Consider the following 17,146-nt stretch of genomic DNA (forward strand, 5'->3'; position numbering starts at 1 on the left):
CGACCTCTACCACTACGCCCGCTCCGCCGGCCTCGACGCCGTCGTCGCTGGCATATCATTCTATCGACTCTGATAACCCCACTGGTAAAAGCCCGCGGCATGCGTTCAGCGGTCTTTTTCTCCCAACCCTTTCAGCACTTCTGCTGTCGCTGCCAGAAGGATCATCACGGCACCCCCTGCCTGCATCGGACCAAAAGGCTCGTCGAGAAACAGGACACCGGATAGGACGCCTGAAAGGATCTCGGCGGTCAGCAGAAATGAAATCGTCGCCGGTGGCAGACGTTGTGCACTCCAGAGCGTCAGAACCATGATCGGCAACACATAGACCACACCTGCCAGCGCCCCGATGCTGCTGCCCCAAGTGGTCGCATTGCCGGAAAATACCGTGCCGGCGCCCAGCACGATAAAGCCCGCGCCGATCAGCGTGGCGCTCAGACATGTCACCAGCGTCAGCACCGAGGGGCTGGCGCGGTCACCGGTGAAAATCAACGCAGCGCCGCCAGCCCAGGTCATCCCCGAGAGCACCGCCAGAAAATCTCCGGCACCTATGCCCGACAGCGACAATTCCCCGCCCAGCACGAGCCAAGCCCCAATGAGCGAAGCTGCGACGGTGAAGGTTGAGGCCCAGTGCCAGCCTCGCCCCATGAAGGCCCATTCGATGATCTTGCCCCAGCCTGGCGCCAGGTAGAAAAGCAGGATCACCCGCACCACATCGGCCATGGTGATCGCCACCGAATAGGTCGAGACCGCGACGCCGACCAGCGCCGCCCCAAGTAAGCCGCTCAGGCCAATCTGGAATGTTGAGCGGGTGATAAGCACCCAGAGGATGGCAAAGAGCGCCGCACCGACGTTCATCGCCACACTGCCCCACGCCCCGTCCATGCCGAGGGTTTCCAGATAGCGTATCGGGATCCACCAGATGCCCCAAAGTGCCGCCGCCAGAAAGGCCATGATGACGGGTGTCATTGGCCGTTCGGCAATCGTGGTCATAGGCCGAGCGCCTGCCGGCGTTCCTCGGCAAAGCCCTGCACCAGACGGTCGGCCACGAGCGCCAGAATGGCCATGGCCGCGCCCGAGGCGATGCCAAGGCCAACATCCGCCTGTGCCAGTGCACCATAGATCGACTGCCCGAGCCCGGTGGTGCCGATGAGCGCAGCGATCACCAGCATGGCGAAGGCGTAGAGGATGGTCTGGTTGAGGCCCAGCAGGATCGTGGGCGCGGCATAGGGCGCGCGCACCTCGACCATCGTCTGCCATTCGGTCGCTCCGGACGACACAGCTGCCTCGATCATTTCTTCGGGCGTATTGATCAGCCCGTGCCTTGTGTACCGGATCATCGGCACAATGGCGTAGAGGCAAATGGCAAGGAAGGCAGAAAATTCTCCAATCTGGAAGAACATCAAGACCGGGATCAGAAAGACGAAGAGCGGGATGGTTTGCAGCATGTCGCAGATCGGCAGCACGAAGCGCCATGCCAGCGGGCTGACGGCACAGAGCAGCCCGATCCCGCCGCCGACGATAGCGCAGGTAAAGACCGCCGCGCCGGACATATAAAGCGACAGGAGCGCCCGTTCCCAGAGACCGCTGAAAAGCACAAGCGCCAGCATGACAACCGCAAAGGTCGCCAGTTTGCGTCCGCCCGACACCCAGCCGATAGCGCCTGCGCCCACCAGCACGAAAGGCCAGGGTAACTCGGCCAGGCCGGTTTCGATAATGCCCACCACGATCACCAGCACGATGCCCAGCGTCGCCTTACCGCGCAGCGCCAACGCAAGGCCCGCAGCAGCGGCGGTCGCGTAGAGCGCCGTGCTCATGCCGCCCGTCCATTGGAACCCCCAGGTGAACGGTAACACCGCGCCGTCAAGGCCGATCTTGAGCGGCAGAAGACCATAAAACATTGCCCCATTTTTGAGCCCATCCAGCCCGGCGCCGTTTTCGCGCAGAAACCCGGTGAGACCCGCATCCAGCCAATCCGAGACCGGATCAAGCAGCGTAATCGCCGACGGATCAGGCAAGGACTGCCACGAGGCCACGGCCACGATCACACCGATCATGGCAATCGCGACCGCAACGCGCAGGCTGTGACGTATGCGGTCCGAGGCCAGTTTGCTGGAATAGCGGTCGATGATCATGGCGAAGATCACGATCACCATGCCCGCCATCAGGCTGGGACCGAAATAGGCCTTGCGCATGGTCAGCAGAACCTCCCAACCGATATCCTTGAACCCGCCGATCACCGCGGCGATGATCACCATGCTGAGCGCCGCCATCAGGCATTGGTTCACACCAACCATGATCTGGGTCTTGGCCGAGGGGATCTCGATCAGGAAAAGTTGTTGCAAGCGAGTCCCACCCGACATCACGGCTGCCTCCTTGATGTCGCTTTCAACCCGTTCCAGCCCCAGGATCATATTGCGCGCCATCGGCGGTGCGGCATAGATCGCACTGGCGATCAAGCCCACCACCGGGCCAAAGCCGAACAGGAACAAAAGCGGCGTGAGATAAGCAAATGTCGGTACCGTCTGCATCACGTCGAGCACGGTCTGAATGGCGGATTTGAAGCGCGGAAACTCGTTAGCCAGAATGCCGATTGCCGCTCCCATGAACAACGCCAGGGGGACCGATACCGCCACCAGCGCCAGTGTGGCCATGCCTTCCAACCAGTATCCTGTCGCCAGCACGAACCCCAGCCCGACAAGACCCAGCGCCGCCATTGGCAACCCGCCGATATACCAGCCCAGCGCCGTGACGAAGCCGATCATCAGCGGCCAGGGCATACCGGTAAAGAGCGTGTTGGCCGAATCCATCGGATAGGCCATCAGGGCTGAGAATACCCGCATCGCGGGTTTGATCAGGTCCAGAAACCAGGTGAGCGAGATACCGATCCACTCCGCCGCCGGTAACGCCCAGGCATCGGGAAATTTGACCAGCCAGGGCACCAGCGGGGTTAGCGCAATGCACACCGCTCCGGTCAAAAGCGCGATCAGCGCAGCCGTTGCGCCGGTGCTGAGCGCGATCCCGCCGCGAGCGGTGGGCAGTTCGCTGTCGGCTATCATGTCTCTTCCGCCTGAAGGGCTGCGGCCAGATCGGCGGGATCAACTACGCCAACCACATGCCCCTCACCGCACAAAACCGGCACGGGGTCGTAATGCGAAATGCACGACGCAAGCGCCGCCTCCAGCGTCATGTCCTGCCTGAGGCCCGGACCGCTTGAGTTGACGCCCTCGGCGGGTTTCATCACCGAGGCGACCTTGGCATGGCGCCCCTTGACGACATCCTTGGAAAACTCGCGCACGTAGTCGTCGACCGGCTTCAGCACGATCTCGGTCGGAGTCCCGATCTGCACGATCTTGCCGTCGCGCATGATCGCGATGCGGTCGGCTATCTTCAAAGCTTCGGCAATGTCATGGGTGATGAACACGATGGATTTCTTCAGCGTTGCCTGAATGTTGATGAACTCGTCCTGCAACTGGCGGCGAATGAGCGGATCTAGCGCTGAAAACGGTTCATCCAGAAACCAGATATCGGGGTTCACCGCCAGGGATCGCGCGATCCCCACCCGCTGACGCTGCCCGCCCGACATCTCGCGCGGGAAGCTGTCTTCGCGGCCCTTGAGGCCCACCAGATCGATCACCTCAAGCGCGCGTTTCATCCGTTCGGCTTTGCCCTGCCCCTGCATTTTCAGCGGGAAGGCCACGTTTTCAGTGACCGTCATGTGGGGAAACAGGCCGAAATGCTGGAATACCATGCCTAGCTTGCGACGCCTAAGTTCGATCAGCCGTGCCTTGGAGGCGTCGACAAGGTTCTCGCCTTCGATCAGAATTTCACCACCAGTCGCCTGCAACAACTGCGATATACAGCGCACGATGGTGGATTTACCGGAACCCGACAGCCCCATGATCACGAACAATTCGCCGGGATGGACATCGAAGGTCGCGTCCTGCACGGCGGGGATCAGCCCCTGATCGCGCAGATCACGGGCGGCGGCATCGCTGTCGCCGCCCGCTTTGGCCAGTGCATCGGCCAGTTTGGTTTTCGCATTGGGGCCAAAGACCTGCCAGACATTCCGGCAACTGATGGCTGGCTCCCCCGAGCCTGTCTGAGAGGTCATTGCTGCGCCCGACGCTTAGTTGGTGGCCGCGTCGACGACGGGTTTCCAGGTGGCCTCATTCTCGGCCATCCATGCGGCGACAACCTCTTCCACCGACATGCCATCAACATCGACTTTGCCCATCAGCGGCTGCTGATCTTCGACCGACAGTTGGTAGTTGGTCAGGATCTCGGTTGCGGCAGGCCATTTGTCGGCCATGCCGGACCAGCCGGCCTTGAAGATGCGGGTCGGCGCGAAATCGCAGTCGTTGACAGCGTTCGGGTTCGGACCCCAAGCCGGGTCTTCGAAACAGGCGGCCTCGCCTACCGGAAGATCAACGAACTGCACGTCATAGGCCGACATCGCCCAATGCGGTTGCCAGAAGGTAATCAGCAGCGGCGATTTCTTGTCTGTTGAGGCGCGTAATTCGGCAATCAATGCGCCCTCGGAACCCGCTGGCACCGCCTTGAACGGCAGCTCCAGGCCGGTCATGCGGTCGGCGCCCGGCGTGCCCCAGTCTGCGGGATAGTCCACCAAACGACCCGCTGGCAGAGTTTCAGCCGTGGCGAAATTCTGGGCGCAGTCTTTCAGCGCTTCCCAGGCCGGCAGGCCCGGGCACATCTCGGCCACATGGGCGGGATAAGCGATGCCTTCCTTGGCATCGAGGCCCAGATCGCCCAGTTCGGCCACGCCGCCAGCCTCGACCTGCTTGGCGTACTCGTCCGAGACATTCGAAGACCAGATTTCCATCGCGCCGTGGATCTCGCCATCTGCCATCGCCTGGTACATGTTCATGTATCCGGCGGTCACATATTCCACCTTGTAGCCTGCGGCCTTGAGCATTTCGCCCGCGATATGCGTGCTGACATGCTGACCGGTCCATTCATTCACCGCCAGCTTGATCGGCTCATCGACGGCGCCCATTTCGGCGGCGCCAGCGATACCTGCCATACATGCAAAGGCCACGCCTAATGCTGTTGATTTCATGTTAGTCTCTCCCTGGTTTTTTATTGACTGGAGAGTCAATATAATCTTCGCACTCAAAGCGCAACAGATTTTGAGGATATCCGCGTCCTGCAAATCAGCCTGTCAAAACCTCTGCAGAAGATCAAACACAAGTCGTGTCATCTTGCCACTGACATGTCCCACTTGCGCGCCGATGCGGCCTGGGTTTAGGTGGCAGCAATCAGCCCGCGACCAAAGGCATTCCTATGTCCACTCCACAAAGAATCATCGTCATCGGCGCAGGTATTAACGGCGTTTCAACCGCAATCTGGTTGCGCCGCGCCGGACATGAGGTGACGTTGCTGGATAAGGACGGTCCCGGTGCAGGCGCGTCCTTTGGTAATGCCGGGTTGCTGGCGCAATGGGCGATCATACCGGTCAACACGCCGGGGCTGATGAAGACCGGGCTAAAGTACCTGCTGAACCCGAAATCACCACTGTTCCTGCAGTGGAGCTATGCTCCGCGCCTGCTGCCCTGGCTGATAAAGTTCCTGTCCAATGCAAACGAAGATGGTGCACGCCACATGATCGAGGGCCTAGCCCCGATCCTCACCGACAGCGTCACCCAGCATCAGGCCCTGACCCGTGGGACCAGCGCCGCCGACTTCATAGGGCTGAGCGATTTCAGCTATGCCTACGAGACCCGCGCGGCGTTCGACGCGGACAGCTATGGCTGGCAATTCCGCAGCGCCACCGGCATGGCGCCTGAACTGATCGAAGGGCCCGCCGTGCGTGAGGCCGAGCCGATCCTTGGGCGCCGCATTCAATGTCTGGCCGTTACAAAAGACCACGGACATATCCTTAATCCCGGCGGGTATCTCAAGGCGCTGGCACAGGTGTTTATCGAGGAGGGCGGCACGCTGAGGCGGGCTGATGTCTGGGATCTGACCCTCGCAGACGGGCGCATTACGAGTGTTGAAACCGATCAGGGGAGTCTGCCTTGTGATCAGGCCGTATTGGCGGCGGGTATCTGGTCTAAGCCGCTGATGCGAAAACTGGGACTGAACGTGCCGATGGAGGCCGAACGCGGGCATCACCTGCATCTGAAAAACCCGTCGCAGATGCCCCGTAATCCGCTGATGGTCACCACCGGGAAATTCGGGGTGACGCCGATGAATGACGGTCTGCGCTGCGCCGGAACGGTCGAGCTGGGCAGCATAGAAAAAGGCCCCTCGCGCAAACCGCTGGAGCTGATCCGGCACTATATTGCCCAGACATTCCCAGACCTTACCTATGATAGCGCCGAGGAATGGCTGGGCTTTCGGCCCTCGACACCGGACAGCCTGCCGCTGATTGGTGAGATCGGCCAGACAGGCGTACACGCGGCGTTTGGCCATCAGCATATAGGGCTGACTGCAGGGCCCAAGACCGGTCGCTTGGTAGCAGACATGATCGCGGGCCGCCGCCCGAATATCGACATGGCGCCCTACAACGCCAACCGGTTCCACTAACCCAAGCGTGTAAGTGGTACTGACCAAGCTGATTAGCCGTCCAAAAGGCGCATTAGCTGCCTGCGATCCACTTTAGACCTGTGGCGCCTGTCTAACGGTATTTTCTGCACGGATATAACCCGCGGAACGCCAATGTCGCGCGCAAGCTTCTCCCAGGTGGGCTGATATTCCGGGTCGCCCTGAATGCATAACGCCGGATGACCATTGAGCCTCACAAGGGCACTCTGCTCGATGCCCGGCCAATGTCTTGCAGTTACTTCCACGGTGAAGGGGAAGATGCGGCCGCTGTCGCTCGTCACATCGCTGCCCAAACGCCCCCAGAGCCAGAGCCGTCCCTGATCATCGAGTGCACCCGCATCACCAGTTCGGTGCCACGTGGTCGGTCCATCGATTATCTTGTTGTCCTTCGCGTGGGCAGGATCAAGATATCCGTCATTTACATGCGGCCCGGCCACCTGCACCTCGTCGTCGAGGATACGCAATTTGATCTGCGGCACAGGATGTCCAACCAAAAGTCCCTTACCTACCTTCATCCAGTGCTGATCCTCAACCGATATGTCGCGTGCATCAAGATGGGCAATCGGCTCTGCTTCCGTCGATCCATAAACGCAGATCACGTCCAGATCAGTTTTGCGTCGCAGCTTATCGACCAGATCGGGAAAGACCGGACCGCCGCCCGTAAAAACGGTGTGCAAGGGCTCAGTTTGACCGCACAAGGCCAGTTTTTCGCACAGGGAGGGCGGAATAAGCAGCCGCGTGGCCTTTTGTTGTGTAATCCACGCCGAAAGCAGAGCGGGTGCAAGTTTGTGAAGCCTGGTCATTTTCCAGTTAGGCAATATGGTCGTGCGCCCGGCGGCAAGGTTGATCAACGTAAAAACCGGAAACGCCACCAGATCACGCTCGGCCTCGGTGCTGTCAAGAAGCGGAGCAATCGCATCATGTTGCGCCATGAGGAACCCGTGACTGCGCGGAATGGCTTTGGGCAGACCAGTAGTGCCGGATGTAAACGAGATCAGAGCGGTATCATTATCCCGCACGGTTTTCACCGGCTGGTCAACCCGCGCACCGCGGGGTAACAACAAGCGCAGCGCCCAAAGTTCCGGCACCAAAAACTTGAGCGGGGCATAAACGCCTGATGCACAAAACGCCTTTGGCCGGGTCACTCGCGCCGCATGGCGCAATCCGGCAAGCCCCATTGCCGGTTCTGGCAGCACCACCGTCGCCCCCAAAGACCATAGGGCGGCCAGGCTTGCGTAAAGATCCGCGTTGACCGGCATCGCCAGCAAGACGCGATCACCCGGTCTGATCCCTTTATCGTGCCACTTAGCGGCAAATCCCTGCGCGCGTTTTTGCAACTGCTTGAAACTGATTTCGCGACCCTTGCCGTCAACGATTGCGATCCTGTCAGGATGCCTATCGACAGCGGTCGCGAATTGGTCCAGCAGGTTAGCCATCCGGCCGCAGCCCCAACAGACTATACCGCCGGAACACGGTTGCGCCTTCTGCCGTGCTGCGATCAGCGGATTGGTTATCGTCATGTATCAGCGCATGGATCGCATCATCGAATCCAAGGTCCAGCGCGGATTTGTGAAACATGCTGGCCAGATGCCGGCCCGCTCCACGCTCCAGACTTGCATAGGTCTTGAGGATGGCCGTTTTCGTTTTCGGTCCCTCGGCATAGTTGGGAATGCCAAACAGGAAGCCTGCCAACGTGCCATCCGGACGACGGGCGAAAAAGATCAACTCCTTTTTGATCATCGGCACCATTGGCATATACATGGCTAGGAAATCCGCTTCGGAAATAGGTTTGTAAAAGGCATTTCCGGCAAAGGCCTGAACTGACATGTCGAAAACCTGCTGGAACAGCCTTTCGGGTTCTCTACCATCCCATGTTTCGATCACAAAAGCATCGGTCGGAGGCGGCGCAGATTTTGCAGCGTGAACCAGTGGCACACGAGCCGAAAAATAACGACTGATCTCGGAAAACCCAGCTGAGTAAAAAACCTCGGGTTCATGGGATTTGTTTGTAGGCTCCATCAGGAAGGACGCTGATCCATCGCTTTCCGACACAAACCGGTATTTGTGCCAAGTGTCGCCCGACATCGGTCCGATGATCCGGTCAACACCTGAACGCCGAACCCATTCGATGGCCTCCGCCAGAATTTCCGCTCCCGCATCGGGCGTCTTGCACGAAAAGTCACCGAATGCCGCGGCCGGTACTCCGTCCCACTCCGGGCCGTTCGGATAGACCGTCAGTTTGGCATTTTCGGTTTTGAATATCTTTGTCGTCATGACGTGGCTCCAGCGGCAAGTCGTTCCCCCCAGGACCCTGCCACGGACCACAGATAGTACGCCAGTGGAAGCGCCAATGCCACCAGCGTCAATCTGAGCACTCTGTCCTTGATGAACAGCTGCGGTGCAAATTGCGGCAGACCGGCGGTGACCGTTAGCGTCAGGGCCGACAAGACCATCAATGGTTCGGCCCAGTTAGACGCCTCGGGATTCAGATTAACTACCCAGGACCGGATCGCGAACAGGGCACCCGCGATAACAGCCACGATAAGCAGGTTACCGCGCCAAGCCAGAACGCTGAGCCCCATCGCCAGCCCCATCGCGCTGATCCCGTAAAACGACACCGCGTTCCAGCCGGTCGCGTTTCCCAATGCCAGCCAGCCAAAACTGAATAGGCCCAAGGAAGCGACGATATCCAGATCGGAATACTTGCTATCACAGGGATTTGCCGTGCGCGCCCATATGTGTGCAGCAAGGACCATCATCGGCAGAACGGCGTTGTGAATGGCCGCGACGGCCATCACCAGAAAGATAGCAACAACATAAACGCGCGCGGCATGCCGGGTCAGCCCCAGCTTTGGTCCGAGCTTACGAAAGCTGACAATAGCGGCAAAGAACGTAACCGCCAGCAGCACCAATTCCGTCAGTGAGCTGGTGCTGTGTACGAACAAAAAAATCAACAGACCCAGCGGCAGGAAGAGGTTATCAAAACCGCGCCAGCTTTGCGCCTCGACCAATGTCCCGAAGGCCGCGACCATCAAGCAAAGCACCAGCATGTTAATCGGTGGCAGATCCGACATCACAAGGAAACAGGTGATCGCAATCAGCAGCGTGACCACGAAAAATACCACCGATCCTTCGACACTTTTTTCGCCATCCTCCACCACGAAATGCTTGGTGCCATAGGCAGTACCGGCAAGTGCGGCCGCGGCGTCGGCCAATGTAAGTACCGCGATTGGCAGGACGTAAAACAGCGTCACCTCACCCGCCAGCAGGAAACAAAGGCCAACGGACAGCGCCAAAAGGAAATCGCCATAGGATTTGCGTTCGACCCCATGCAGGGTTGCTCCAAGACCGTTGGAAAACCGGGGCAGACGCAGAATGAGCATGACGATCAATGTCACCGCAATCAGCATGTACACAGGCCAGCGATCGGGAAAAAGCCAGGGTAGCAGCAATGCGTATAGGCCGGTGCCTACATGGATGAGCTTTCGCTGCACCTCGGCGTTCAAACCAACCGTTTTGGCCAAACTTCTGACGATCATCACCAGTCCCAGCAACACCAGAACTGACCCAAAGGCGAGCACGATCTGAAGCGGAACGCTCACGCCCGCACCTGTTCGACCACGAAATCCGAGTAGAAAAACGCCATGTCCCTGGTTTTCAAACGGGTTTCGATGTCGGTCAGGGTTTTCATTCGTTCCTTGTTCTGTTCGGGCACCCTTCGCGGCACCATCATGTTCCAGTAGACCAGTCTCGCCCCGGGGGCGGCGGCGGACAGGATCGAGCCATAGACCTGCGCAAAAACCTCGGGCGACATGTATTCGAAAATGTCGGAAAGATTGAAACCATCGGCTTTTTCACCCGTCGATACGAACGCTTCCAGTGATCCGGGGCGAATATCAAGGCGATCCAACCGTGACACTATCGTGTCATAATGCTCGGCGCGCCAGGCCATTGGCAGCGCATTTCCATGCGTGCCTTTCAGAATCCAATGCAGATAGGGGTTCTGCGACGGATCGGTATCCACGCCCGCGTGGCGGATGCGACGGGCCACATGCTGCGCCGGGCTGCCCTCGACATGATCGAAGAACGCCTTGTCGCGGCCCATGCGGCCCATGACAAAACGTGAAAAAAACACGTTCAGCAGCAGGCGCCACCGGAACGTGTTAAACCGTGTATCAAAGAAGGCCTCGCGCGCGTGCGGGTCTCGCGACACGAACACGTCGTCTATAGTTCGGCGCGAATGCACCAGCGGCAAAAGCCAGGTCCGGAATATTCGGAAATACCGCTCGAATTTCCCGACACCTCCGATACCATACCGATCCACATCCGGGGCCAGCGCATTCCAGAATGCGCGCGTCTCGGCGTCGGTTTCTTCCAGCGCGCGGGACAGAAGCGAGAGGCGGCGTTTGCAGCTGCGCGATCCGGTGAGTTCGATGAATTCCGGATGAGAAAGCGTTCGGTACGCTGCGATCCGCAGTTTGAGGCAGGCAATCTGCGCGGGTGACAGATCGACGACCACGACCTTGGCCGGATCAAGGGTCAGCATGGCCAGCGCATTGTCCCCGGCAGAGCAGATCGACACCAAAGTTCCTCCGGCACAGGCGCCCAGGGCGTCAGTCAGAACATCCGCATCCTCCCATAGCTGCGCATATCGGATGTGATCAAAATCTGCCTTTGCCTCGATTTCGCTGCTAGGCATCGCATCGTTCCACTGCACCGCTCGCGCCGTCAACCGACAGCATCTCACCGTCCTTGATCCATTGCGTGGCACCTTTCAGCCCCACCACACAGGGAATGCCCAGCTCACGCGCGACGATGGCCGAGTGCGACAAAAGTGAGCCGCGTTCCACCACTATGGCGGACGCGTTCGAAAACACCGCAATCCAGCCGGGGTCGGTATGGCGCGCCACCAGAATATCACCCGGGTCCAATGCCTCGGTCCGGGGATCGCGGATGACCCGCGCGCGGGCGGTGACCTGCCCGGCCGAACAGCCGGTCGCTGTTTTCATTCTTGCATCGTCGGGTTTGGCATCCGTGGCCTCCGCCCAAACGGGCGCAATGGCCGGGCCGCGTATTTCAATACGCTCTGGCGGGTCCGGACGCCGGGAGGATGCTGCATCTTCGCCTTGGCGCTGCGCCACGATCCCCTTGAGATCAGGTGACAGGCTAAAGCCTTCCACCGCGCCAAGCACCTCGTGGGTCGTCAGGTGAAACACGTCACGTGGCTCACTCAACAACCCACGCGCGGCAAACTCGCGCCCGATGCCCAGAAAAACGCGGCGGGCATGGCCAAATATCCTTGTCCGCTCAAACCTCAGGTTTTCGCGGTCGCGCACGCGCGCCTTGGTCCAGCCAATGATCCATTTTGCCAGATAGCGTTTCATCGGGTTGGTGGGAAACAGCACTTTCCAGTCAGGTTCGATAACCTCGTGCTGGGCACCTTCTGGGCGCGCAGCACTTGCCGCAACAGCCATCAGCAGGCTTGTCGGGTCATCCCGCAACGAGATGCTTTCAAGCTTCAGCTCCTCAACACACCGATCCCCGAACCTGTCCAGATAGGCATCTACTTCGGCCTCGATTTCCCGATGTCCTGCGAGGGTTGGCATTTGAGGGTCTGCGCGCAACTGATCCGCCATCCCTGCATCGCGCACCATGCGGCCCATCCGGGCAATCCGCTGCGCGGGTTCCGCCGAAACAATATCACCTTGCCCGATCATCACATCGTTATGCAGCAGCACCCCGTCGTCACCCAGCCATTTCTTCAGCAGATTGAGCGAGCCACCGAAGGCGATCATGCACAGGAAATCATTGATCAGCGGCGCATCCCAACGATCCAGAAGCGTGCTTTCGATATGCCGGTATTCAGCAGCAAGCTCGGTCGCGTTGGCTGCATCGATATCCAGCCTGCTGACCAGCACATCGTTCAGCCTTGCATAGAAATTGCGCCGTGTGCGCGGTAGGCTGGCGGCCTGCCAGATCAGACCCCCTGCGACTTTTGCCAGCTTTGCGTATTCCAGCCCCTTGCGCATCCCCTTGGCTGGGGGCGGGCCAATGGCATCCGTGATCTCTCGCGGCATCGGTTCGGAAACGCCCATCATCGTTTCCATATATTCCCGGTTAAGTGAAAATCCCGGTAGCAACGCCAGAGCACGATACCAGTTGACCAGATTATAGTAGACGCGCCCGTCAATCCGGCCGAGCATATTGTCAAAGAGTGCTGCGTTCTGCCCGATCGTTTTATCGGACACGCCCAAAAGCCGCACGAAGGCACGATACACCCGGGAATACACGTGCAGCGCAAAGGAATAGGTCAGTGGGCTGACCATGCCGGGATAGCTTTCAACGATGTTGGAGTTATCAAAAATGGTCAACGCCGTATCGGGCATGGCCACAGGGCGCAGTGCGGTGGTGATCGGCCGCGCCTGAAGGATGTGCAGACCGTCGGCATCAAAGGCCCATTCGATGTCCTGCGGTGCCCCAAACGCAACTTCTGCCTTGCGCGCAAGGCTGGCAATCTGCCGAGCGGCGTCCGGCGTCAACACCTTCGGCGTTTCAGGCGCGTTTTTGGGCGTGCCGTTTTGATCAATAACCCAGTCTTCGCCATCGGCCTCACCCGAAACCAAGGCCTCGCCCAGCCCCGCGATGGCCGAGATGACCGTGACACCGCGTTGCCCACTGACCGGGTCGGCAGAGAAGGCGACACCTGCCGCCGTTGCGTCGATCATACGTTGCACGATGATCGAAGGAGCCTCGGCCTCGCCACGCGACGTAACCGCGCGATAAGCCTCAACCGTGTCCGAAAACCCGGATTGCCAGACCTGCTTTGCGGCCTGCAAGACATCGTTACGCGCGACATTCAGAACCGTGTCAAACTGCCCGGCATGGCTATGTTCGACCCCATCTTCGGCCCGGCCCGAACTGCGCACGGCATAAGGCCCCGGCCCCAGGGCGTTAAGTGCCGCGGTCAGCGCGGATTTCAAACCCTTGGTTGCAACAGGGCCGGATTTTCCCATCCGGAACGCGCTGTCGGTGATGACGAAAAAAGCAGGAGGTTCGAACCCGAAACCGGCAAGCTGTGCCAGTGCCGCCGCCTTGCCGCCGACCACAGCTATATCGGTCGCGTCGGATTGAGGGACAATGAGGCTCATGTGAGGGCTCCGATCAACAGCGGCAAAAAGCCTGCCGTGGCATAGCAGAAAAACACCCACAACCCCGAAATCGTATCCATCCGCTCCTGCGCTTCGGCGGTGGGCGCCCGCACGTAGCTTTGCGCCCCAAGCATACACGGGACAAGGACAAAAGCCCCGATCGACATGCTGATCCAGCCGACACCGGTTGCGAAAGCAGTGCCAACCAGCAGCGCATAGGACAGCAAAAGACAACATAGCCAGATGGTCGTTGCCTTGCGCGGCCCCCAAAGCGCCGAATAAGTATCGACACCTTCTATTTCATTCTCAGGCGCCCAGAGCTTGCGACCGATCTCAAGCACACACCCGTTTACAAACGACAGCGCCAGAAACAACCAGAGCTGCGAAGGAGCTCCCCCTGCCGGGAGCCATTCGATACTGGTGAGCAATAGGTCAATCAACGGCATGATCGCCATATGGCTGAGCAGATAGAGGATGGGCCGCGTCTTGAGCCAGGATGGCATCCCGAATTCGGCCGTCATGGCCGAAAGCCACACCCAGACGATCAGCAGACACCACAGGACCGGCGGGTACCACAACCAAGCAGCGGCGACCGCAATTGGCAGTGTCAGCAAGCCCAGCCCCAGCACCTCAGCCGGGGAAACCAGGCCGCGGGGAATGGGGCGTTCCGGCCTATAGCGGCGATCATCCTCGGCGTCTTTGAATTCGTCACAGACTCGCATCTGGAAAAACAGGCACATGGCAAGCACAAAACCCACAACAAAGGCAGGCCAGTCCGGCAACGGGCGCTCGGCAAGACGTGCTGAAACGCAGATGCTTGCTGCTGAGAAAACCAGCAGTAACGGGACGGTCTTTTTCAGCGGGAAGCGTTCAGACTGGTAGATCCAGAACCGGTTCATAAGACTCATCTGTGACGTGCCAGGCTTTCATGGGCGCGGGTGAAATGGCCCGCCGCGATTGCCGCAACGATGGATATTTCGCCGCACAGACAGGTGGCCGCAGCAACTTCGGCCAGGGCGGTGCCATGCCCATTACCTTTCAGGCCCAGAATATTCAGGGCAGCGGTCTGGCTTGGCAAGCCGGTGCCACCCCCCACCGATCCGACAAGGATATTGGGCAGCGTCACGGAGCAGAAAATGTCCTCGCCTCGCGACTCCATTCTTGTCACGCCCATAGCGCTTTCGGCCACGCAGGCCGCATCCTGCCCGGTCGCGATGTAAAACGCCGCCAGACCATTGGCGTAATGTGCCTGCGCGCCCAATTGGCCCGAAAGATGCGCGCCAAGATTGGCAACCTGACCATAGGCCAGCATGGCATCAACCGTGGTGCCCAGTGTTTTCTCGACGATTTTCGCAGACAGAATAACCGAGGCGCTGACCTTGCGCCCGCGCCCCGTCACCAGACCAAGCGCCGATGCCTTTTTATCGCCCGAGAAGTTGCCCTCGATATACCAGTTCTCGATCGGGATAGGGCAGTCGTCGGCAATGGCGCGACACAGCGCATCGGTGGCGATCGTCACCATATTCTGACCGGCGGCATCCCCGGTCGTATATCGACAGATCAGAAACACCACATTCGTGTCGATGAACGGCTCTAGCGAGACAAGTTCACCATGCCTCGTCGTCGACTCGGCTGCGGCTTTGAGCATGTCGATATTGCTGACAACCCAATCCACAAATTGCCCGGCTTGCAGCAGGCTTTCGAACACGAAGGCTGGCGTACGAAGCACCCCTTCGTAGAGCACGGCGGTGCTGATACCGCCTGACTGCGTCGCAGCATAGGCGCCCCGCCCGTAAGACGCGACCAACGCGGCCTCGGTCGTCGCAAGTGGCACATGAAAATCGCCATTGGCGTTCATGCCGTTCAACCGCAGGGGCCCGATGATGCCCACCGGCAGTTTGACGGTACCGATGAAATTTTCGATGTTGGCGCCATAGATTTCGGCCACCTGAACGGTCGCTGGATCGGCTATCTGCAATTGATCCGCTTCGCTTGCCCTTGGCTTCAATCGCTCCCAAAACCGGGCGACCGTCTCAGGACTCGCCTTGCGCGATGGGCGCGTCGCCGTAAAGTCATCGTCACTCGGCGCCAGTTGTTGCGGCGTCTTTTCGGCATCGTACCGGAGTTTGATGCGGCGCAGCATTTCCCGAACGTGAAATGGAATAATCAAGAAATCCTGCTCCGTGTATGCTCTTTACGAAACATAGTGTAATTAGCCTTTAACCTGATCACACACACGCAAAATAGCAAGAGATATCCTGTGCAGCGCCCGCCGCGCCGCCAGCGTTTGCTTTGCATCCTACAGGTTTTGTAGTGCGGCTCCCAAGCGCAATTGCCCCCTCGCCCCGGACCGTGCTACCCTGCGCCCCAATGAGGCAGAGCAGGCCCGCAACTCGATGACGGCACTCGAAAAATATCAGCGGCTCGAGGCGACCGGCCTTTGGCGCGCGACGCCCGATGCACAGCGCAGCGAGGTGATCGTGTCGATTGGTGACGCCACTCTGATCATCACCGATTTGCAGGAAAGACCGCTGGCGCATTGGTCAATTCCGGCGATCGAGCGCCTTAACCCGGGTCGACGGCCCGCGATATATCACCCCGATGGCGATCCCGGCGAAACGCTGGAACTCCCTGAAACTGAGCGGGAAATGGTCACCGCGCTCGAAAAACTTCGTGGCGCGGTCGAGCGACGACGCCCGCATCCGGGACGCCTGCGGCTGGTGCTGTTTCTTGCGTCGATGGCAGCGGTTGTGGTGCTCTTGCTGTTCTGGTTGCCCACGGCGATACGCACCCACGCTGTGTCAGTTGTACCCGAGGTCAAACGTGCTGAAACCGGACAGTCGCTGCTTGACATCATGCAGCGTATCACCGGCCCTTCCTGCGACGAGGCCGACGGGTCTGCGGCGTTGGTGCGGCTGGCAAACCGCCTGCCAGCCCCCGAAGGCCCCGGCCGGATCCTGGTTGTGCGCAGCGGTGTCCTCCGCGCCACACACCTGCCTGGCGGCACCGTCCTCATCAACCGTGCCCTTGTCGAAGACCACGAGGCGCCGGATGTCGTGGCTGGCTACATCGTCGCCGAACGATTGCGTGCAGAAATGCAGGACCCGCTGGGCAAACTCCTGAAACACGGAGGATTTTGGGCCAGCTTCAGCCTGTTGACGACCGGCACGGTAAAGCGGGATGTCCTGCATTCCTACGCCCGCCATCTGCTGACCGAGCCGAGAGAGCCTCTACCGGAGAGCACCTTGTTGGCCGGTTTCAGATCGTGGTCGGTCAGCTCCACCCCATACGCCTACGCTCTCGATATCTCCGGTGAAACAACACTTGGCCTGATCGAGGCCGATCCGTTTTCGGGCAGGTCACCCACGCCGGTATTGAGCGACGCCAACTGGCTTAGATTGCAGGGAATTTGCGGCGGCTAAGGAGCCCCGTCA

13 protein-coding genes are annotated in these 17,146 nt (G+C 59.6%); 2 read left to right on the top strand and 11 right to left on the bottom strand.

Features of this window, described 5'->3' with window-relative positions; all coding sequences use genetic code 11:
• Positions 1–105: 105 nt before the first annotated feature.
• From LC334_RS20115 to LC334_RS20130, 4 genes are read right to left on the bottom strand one after another with little or no spacing between them, the layout of a single operon-like run.
• Positions 106–990, bottom strand: coding sequence for a DMT family transporter (locus LC334_RS20115; protein ID WP_085802213.1), 885 nt, complete (start codon positions 988–990; stop codon positions 106–108).
• Entirely contained in the window at positions 987–3,056 is a 2,070-nt protein-coding gene (locus LC334_RS20120) for an ABC transporter permease (RefSeq protein WP_085802212.1), read from the bottom strand. Before LC334_RS20120 ends, LC334_RS20115 begins: the two co-directional genes overlap by 4 nt.
• Entirely contained in the window at positions 3,053–4,111 is a 1,059-nt protein-coding gene (locus LC334_RS20125; RefSeq protein WP_085802211.1) for a quaternary amine ABC transporter ATP-binding protein, read from the bottom strand. The genes LC334_RS20120 and LC334_RS20125 overlap by 4 nt, the downstream gene beginning before the upstream one ends.
• Before the next feature lie 15 nt (positions 4,112–4,126).
• Entirely contained in the window at positions 4,127–5,077 is a 951-nt protein-coding gene (locus tag LC334_RS20130) for an ABC transporter substrate-binding protein (protein ID WP_085802210.1), read from the bottom strand.
• 224 nt (positions 5,078–5,301) lie between these two features.
• On the opposite strand from LC334_RS20130, the gene LC334_RS20135 reads away from it, so the two are divergent.
• Positions 5,302–6,546, top strand: a complete 1,245-nt coding sequence (locus tag LC334_RS20135; RefSeq protein ID WP_085802209.1) for an NAD(P)/FAD-dependent oxidoreductase — start codon at positions 5,302–5,304, stop codon at positions 6,544–6,546.
• 32 nt (positions 6,547–6,578) lie between these two features.
• Here LC334_RS20135 and LC334_RS20140 read toward each other — a convergent pair whose 3' ends face one another.
• Genes LC334_RS20140 through LC334_RS20170 form a run of 7 tightly spaced genes read right to left on the bottom strand, consistent with a single transcriptional unit; the run spans position 6,579 to position 15,882 of the window.
• Positions 6,579–8,000 carry an AMP-binding protein gene (locus LC334_RS20140; protein WP_176237776.1) on the bottom strand — a complete coding sequence of 474 codons (1,422 nt, stop codon included), beginning with the start codon at positions 7,998–8,000 and terminating at the stop codon, positions 6,579–6,581.
• The gene (locus tag LC334_RS20145) at positions 7,993–8,838 is read right to left on the bottom strand and encodes a hypothetical protein (protein WP_085802207.1); all 846 of its coding nucleotides are present in this window, start codon (positions 8,836–8,838) and stop codon (positions 7,993–7,995) included. The genes LC334_RS20140 and LC334_RS20145 overlap by 8 nt, the downstream gene beginning before the upstream one ends.
• Complete coding sequence (locus LC334_RS20150) at positions 8,835–10,166, bottom strand: hypothetical protein (protein ID WP_085802206.1); 1,332 nt, start codon at positions 10,164–10,166, stop codon at positions 8,835–8,837. The genes LC334_RS20145 and LC334_RS20150 overlap by 4 nt, the downstream gene beginning before the upstream one ends.
• Entirely contained in the window at positions 10,163–11,263 is a 1,101-nt protein-coding gene (locus LC334_RS20155; RefSeq protein ID WP_085802205.1) for a DUF3419 family protein, read from the bottom strand. Before LC334_RS20155 ends, LC334_RS20150 begins: the two co-directional genes overlap by 4 nt.
• Positions 11,256–13,712 (bottom strand): PEP/pyruvate-binding domain-containing protein, encoded by a 2,457-nt coding sequence (locus LC334_RS20160; RefSeq protein ID WP_085802204.1) that lies wholly within the window; start codon positions 13,710–13,712, stop codon positions 11,256–11,258. Before LC334_RS20160 ends, LC334_RS20155 begins: the two co-directional genes overlap by 8 nt.
• Entirely contained in the window at positions 13,709–14,620 is a 912-nt protein-coding gene (locus LC334_RS20165) for a UbiA family prenyltransferase (protein ID WP_085802203.1), read from the bottom strand. The genes LC334_RS20160 and LC334_RS20165 overlap by 4 nt, the downstream gene beginning before the upstream one ends.
• Positions 14,617–15,882: a hydroxymethylglutaryl-CoA reductase gene (locus LC334_RS20170; protein WP_139836520.1), complete on the bottom strand. Its 1,266-nt coding sequence runs from the start codon at positions 15,880–15,882 to the stop codon at positions 14,617–14,619. Before LC334_RS20170 ends, LC334_RS20165 begins: the two co-directional genes overlap by 4 nt.
• 226 nt (positions 15,883–16,108) lie before the next feature.
• Between LC334_RS20170 and LC334_RS20175 the strand changes: the two genes are divergently transcribed.
• Positions 16,109–17,134, top strand: a complete 1,026-nt coding sequence (locus LC334_RS20175; protein WP_085802201.1) for a hypothetical protein — start codon at positions 16,109–16,111, stop codon at positions 17,132–17,134.
• Positions 17,135–17,146 lie beyond the last annotated feature (12 nt).

This window comes from Roseovarius aestuarii (assembly GCF_019966515.1).
Taxonomy (GTDB): domain Bacteria; phylum Pseudomonadota; class Alphaproteobacteria; order Rhodobacterales; family Rhodobacteraceae; genus Roseovarius; species Roseovarius aestuarii.

Bases quoted from the DNA above. Each gene is read 5' to 3' on its own strand.
- LC334_RS20125 (WP_085802211.1), bottom strand. From the start codon at position 4,111: ATGACCTCTCAGACAGGCTCGGGGGAGCCAGCCATCAGTTGCCGGAAT.
- LC334_RS20175 (WP_085802201.1), top strand. From the start codon at position 16,109: ATGACGGCACTCGAAAAATATCAGCGGCTCGAGGCGACCGGCCTTTGG.
- LC334_RS20155 (WP_085802205.1), bottom strand. From the start codon at position 11,263: ATGCCTAGCAGCGAAATCGAGGCAAAGGCAGATTTTGATCACATCCGA.
- LC334_RS20165 (WP_085802203.1), bottom strand. From the start codon at position 14,620: ATGAGTCTTATGAACCGGTTCTGGATCTACCAGTCTGAACGCTTCCCG.
- LC334_RS20140 (WP_176237776.1), bottom strand. From the start codon at position 8,000: ATGGCTAACCTGCTGGACCAATTCGCGACCGCTGTCGATAGGCATCCT.
- LC334_RS20130 (WP_085802210.1), bottom strand. From the start codon at position 5,077: ATGAAATCAACAGCATTAGGCGTGGCCTTTGCATGTATGGCAGGTATC.
- LC334_RS20160 (WP_085802204.1), bottom strand. From the start codon at position 13,712: ATGAGCCTCATTGTCCCTCAATCCGACGCGACCGATATAGCTGTGGTC.
- LC334_RS20115 (WP_085802213.1), bottom strand. From the start codon at position 990: ATGACCACGATTGCCGAACGGCCAATGACACCCGTCATCATGGCCTTT.
- LC334_RS20120 (WP_085802212.1), bottom strand. From the start codon at position 3,056: ATGATAGCCGACAGCGAACTGCCCACCGCTCGCGGCGGGATCGCGCTC.
- LC334_RS20135 (WP_085802209.1), top strand. From the start codon at position 5,302: ATGTCCACTCCACAAAGAATCATCGTCATCGGCGCAGGTATTAACGGC.
- LC334_RS20145 (WP_085802207.1), bottom strand. From the start codon at position 8,838: ATGACGACAAAGATATTCAAAACCGAAAATGCCAAACTGACGGTCTAT.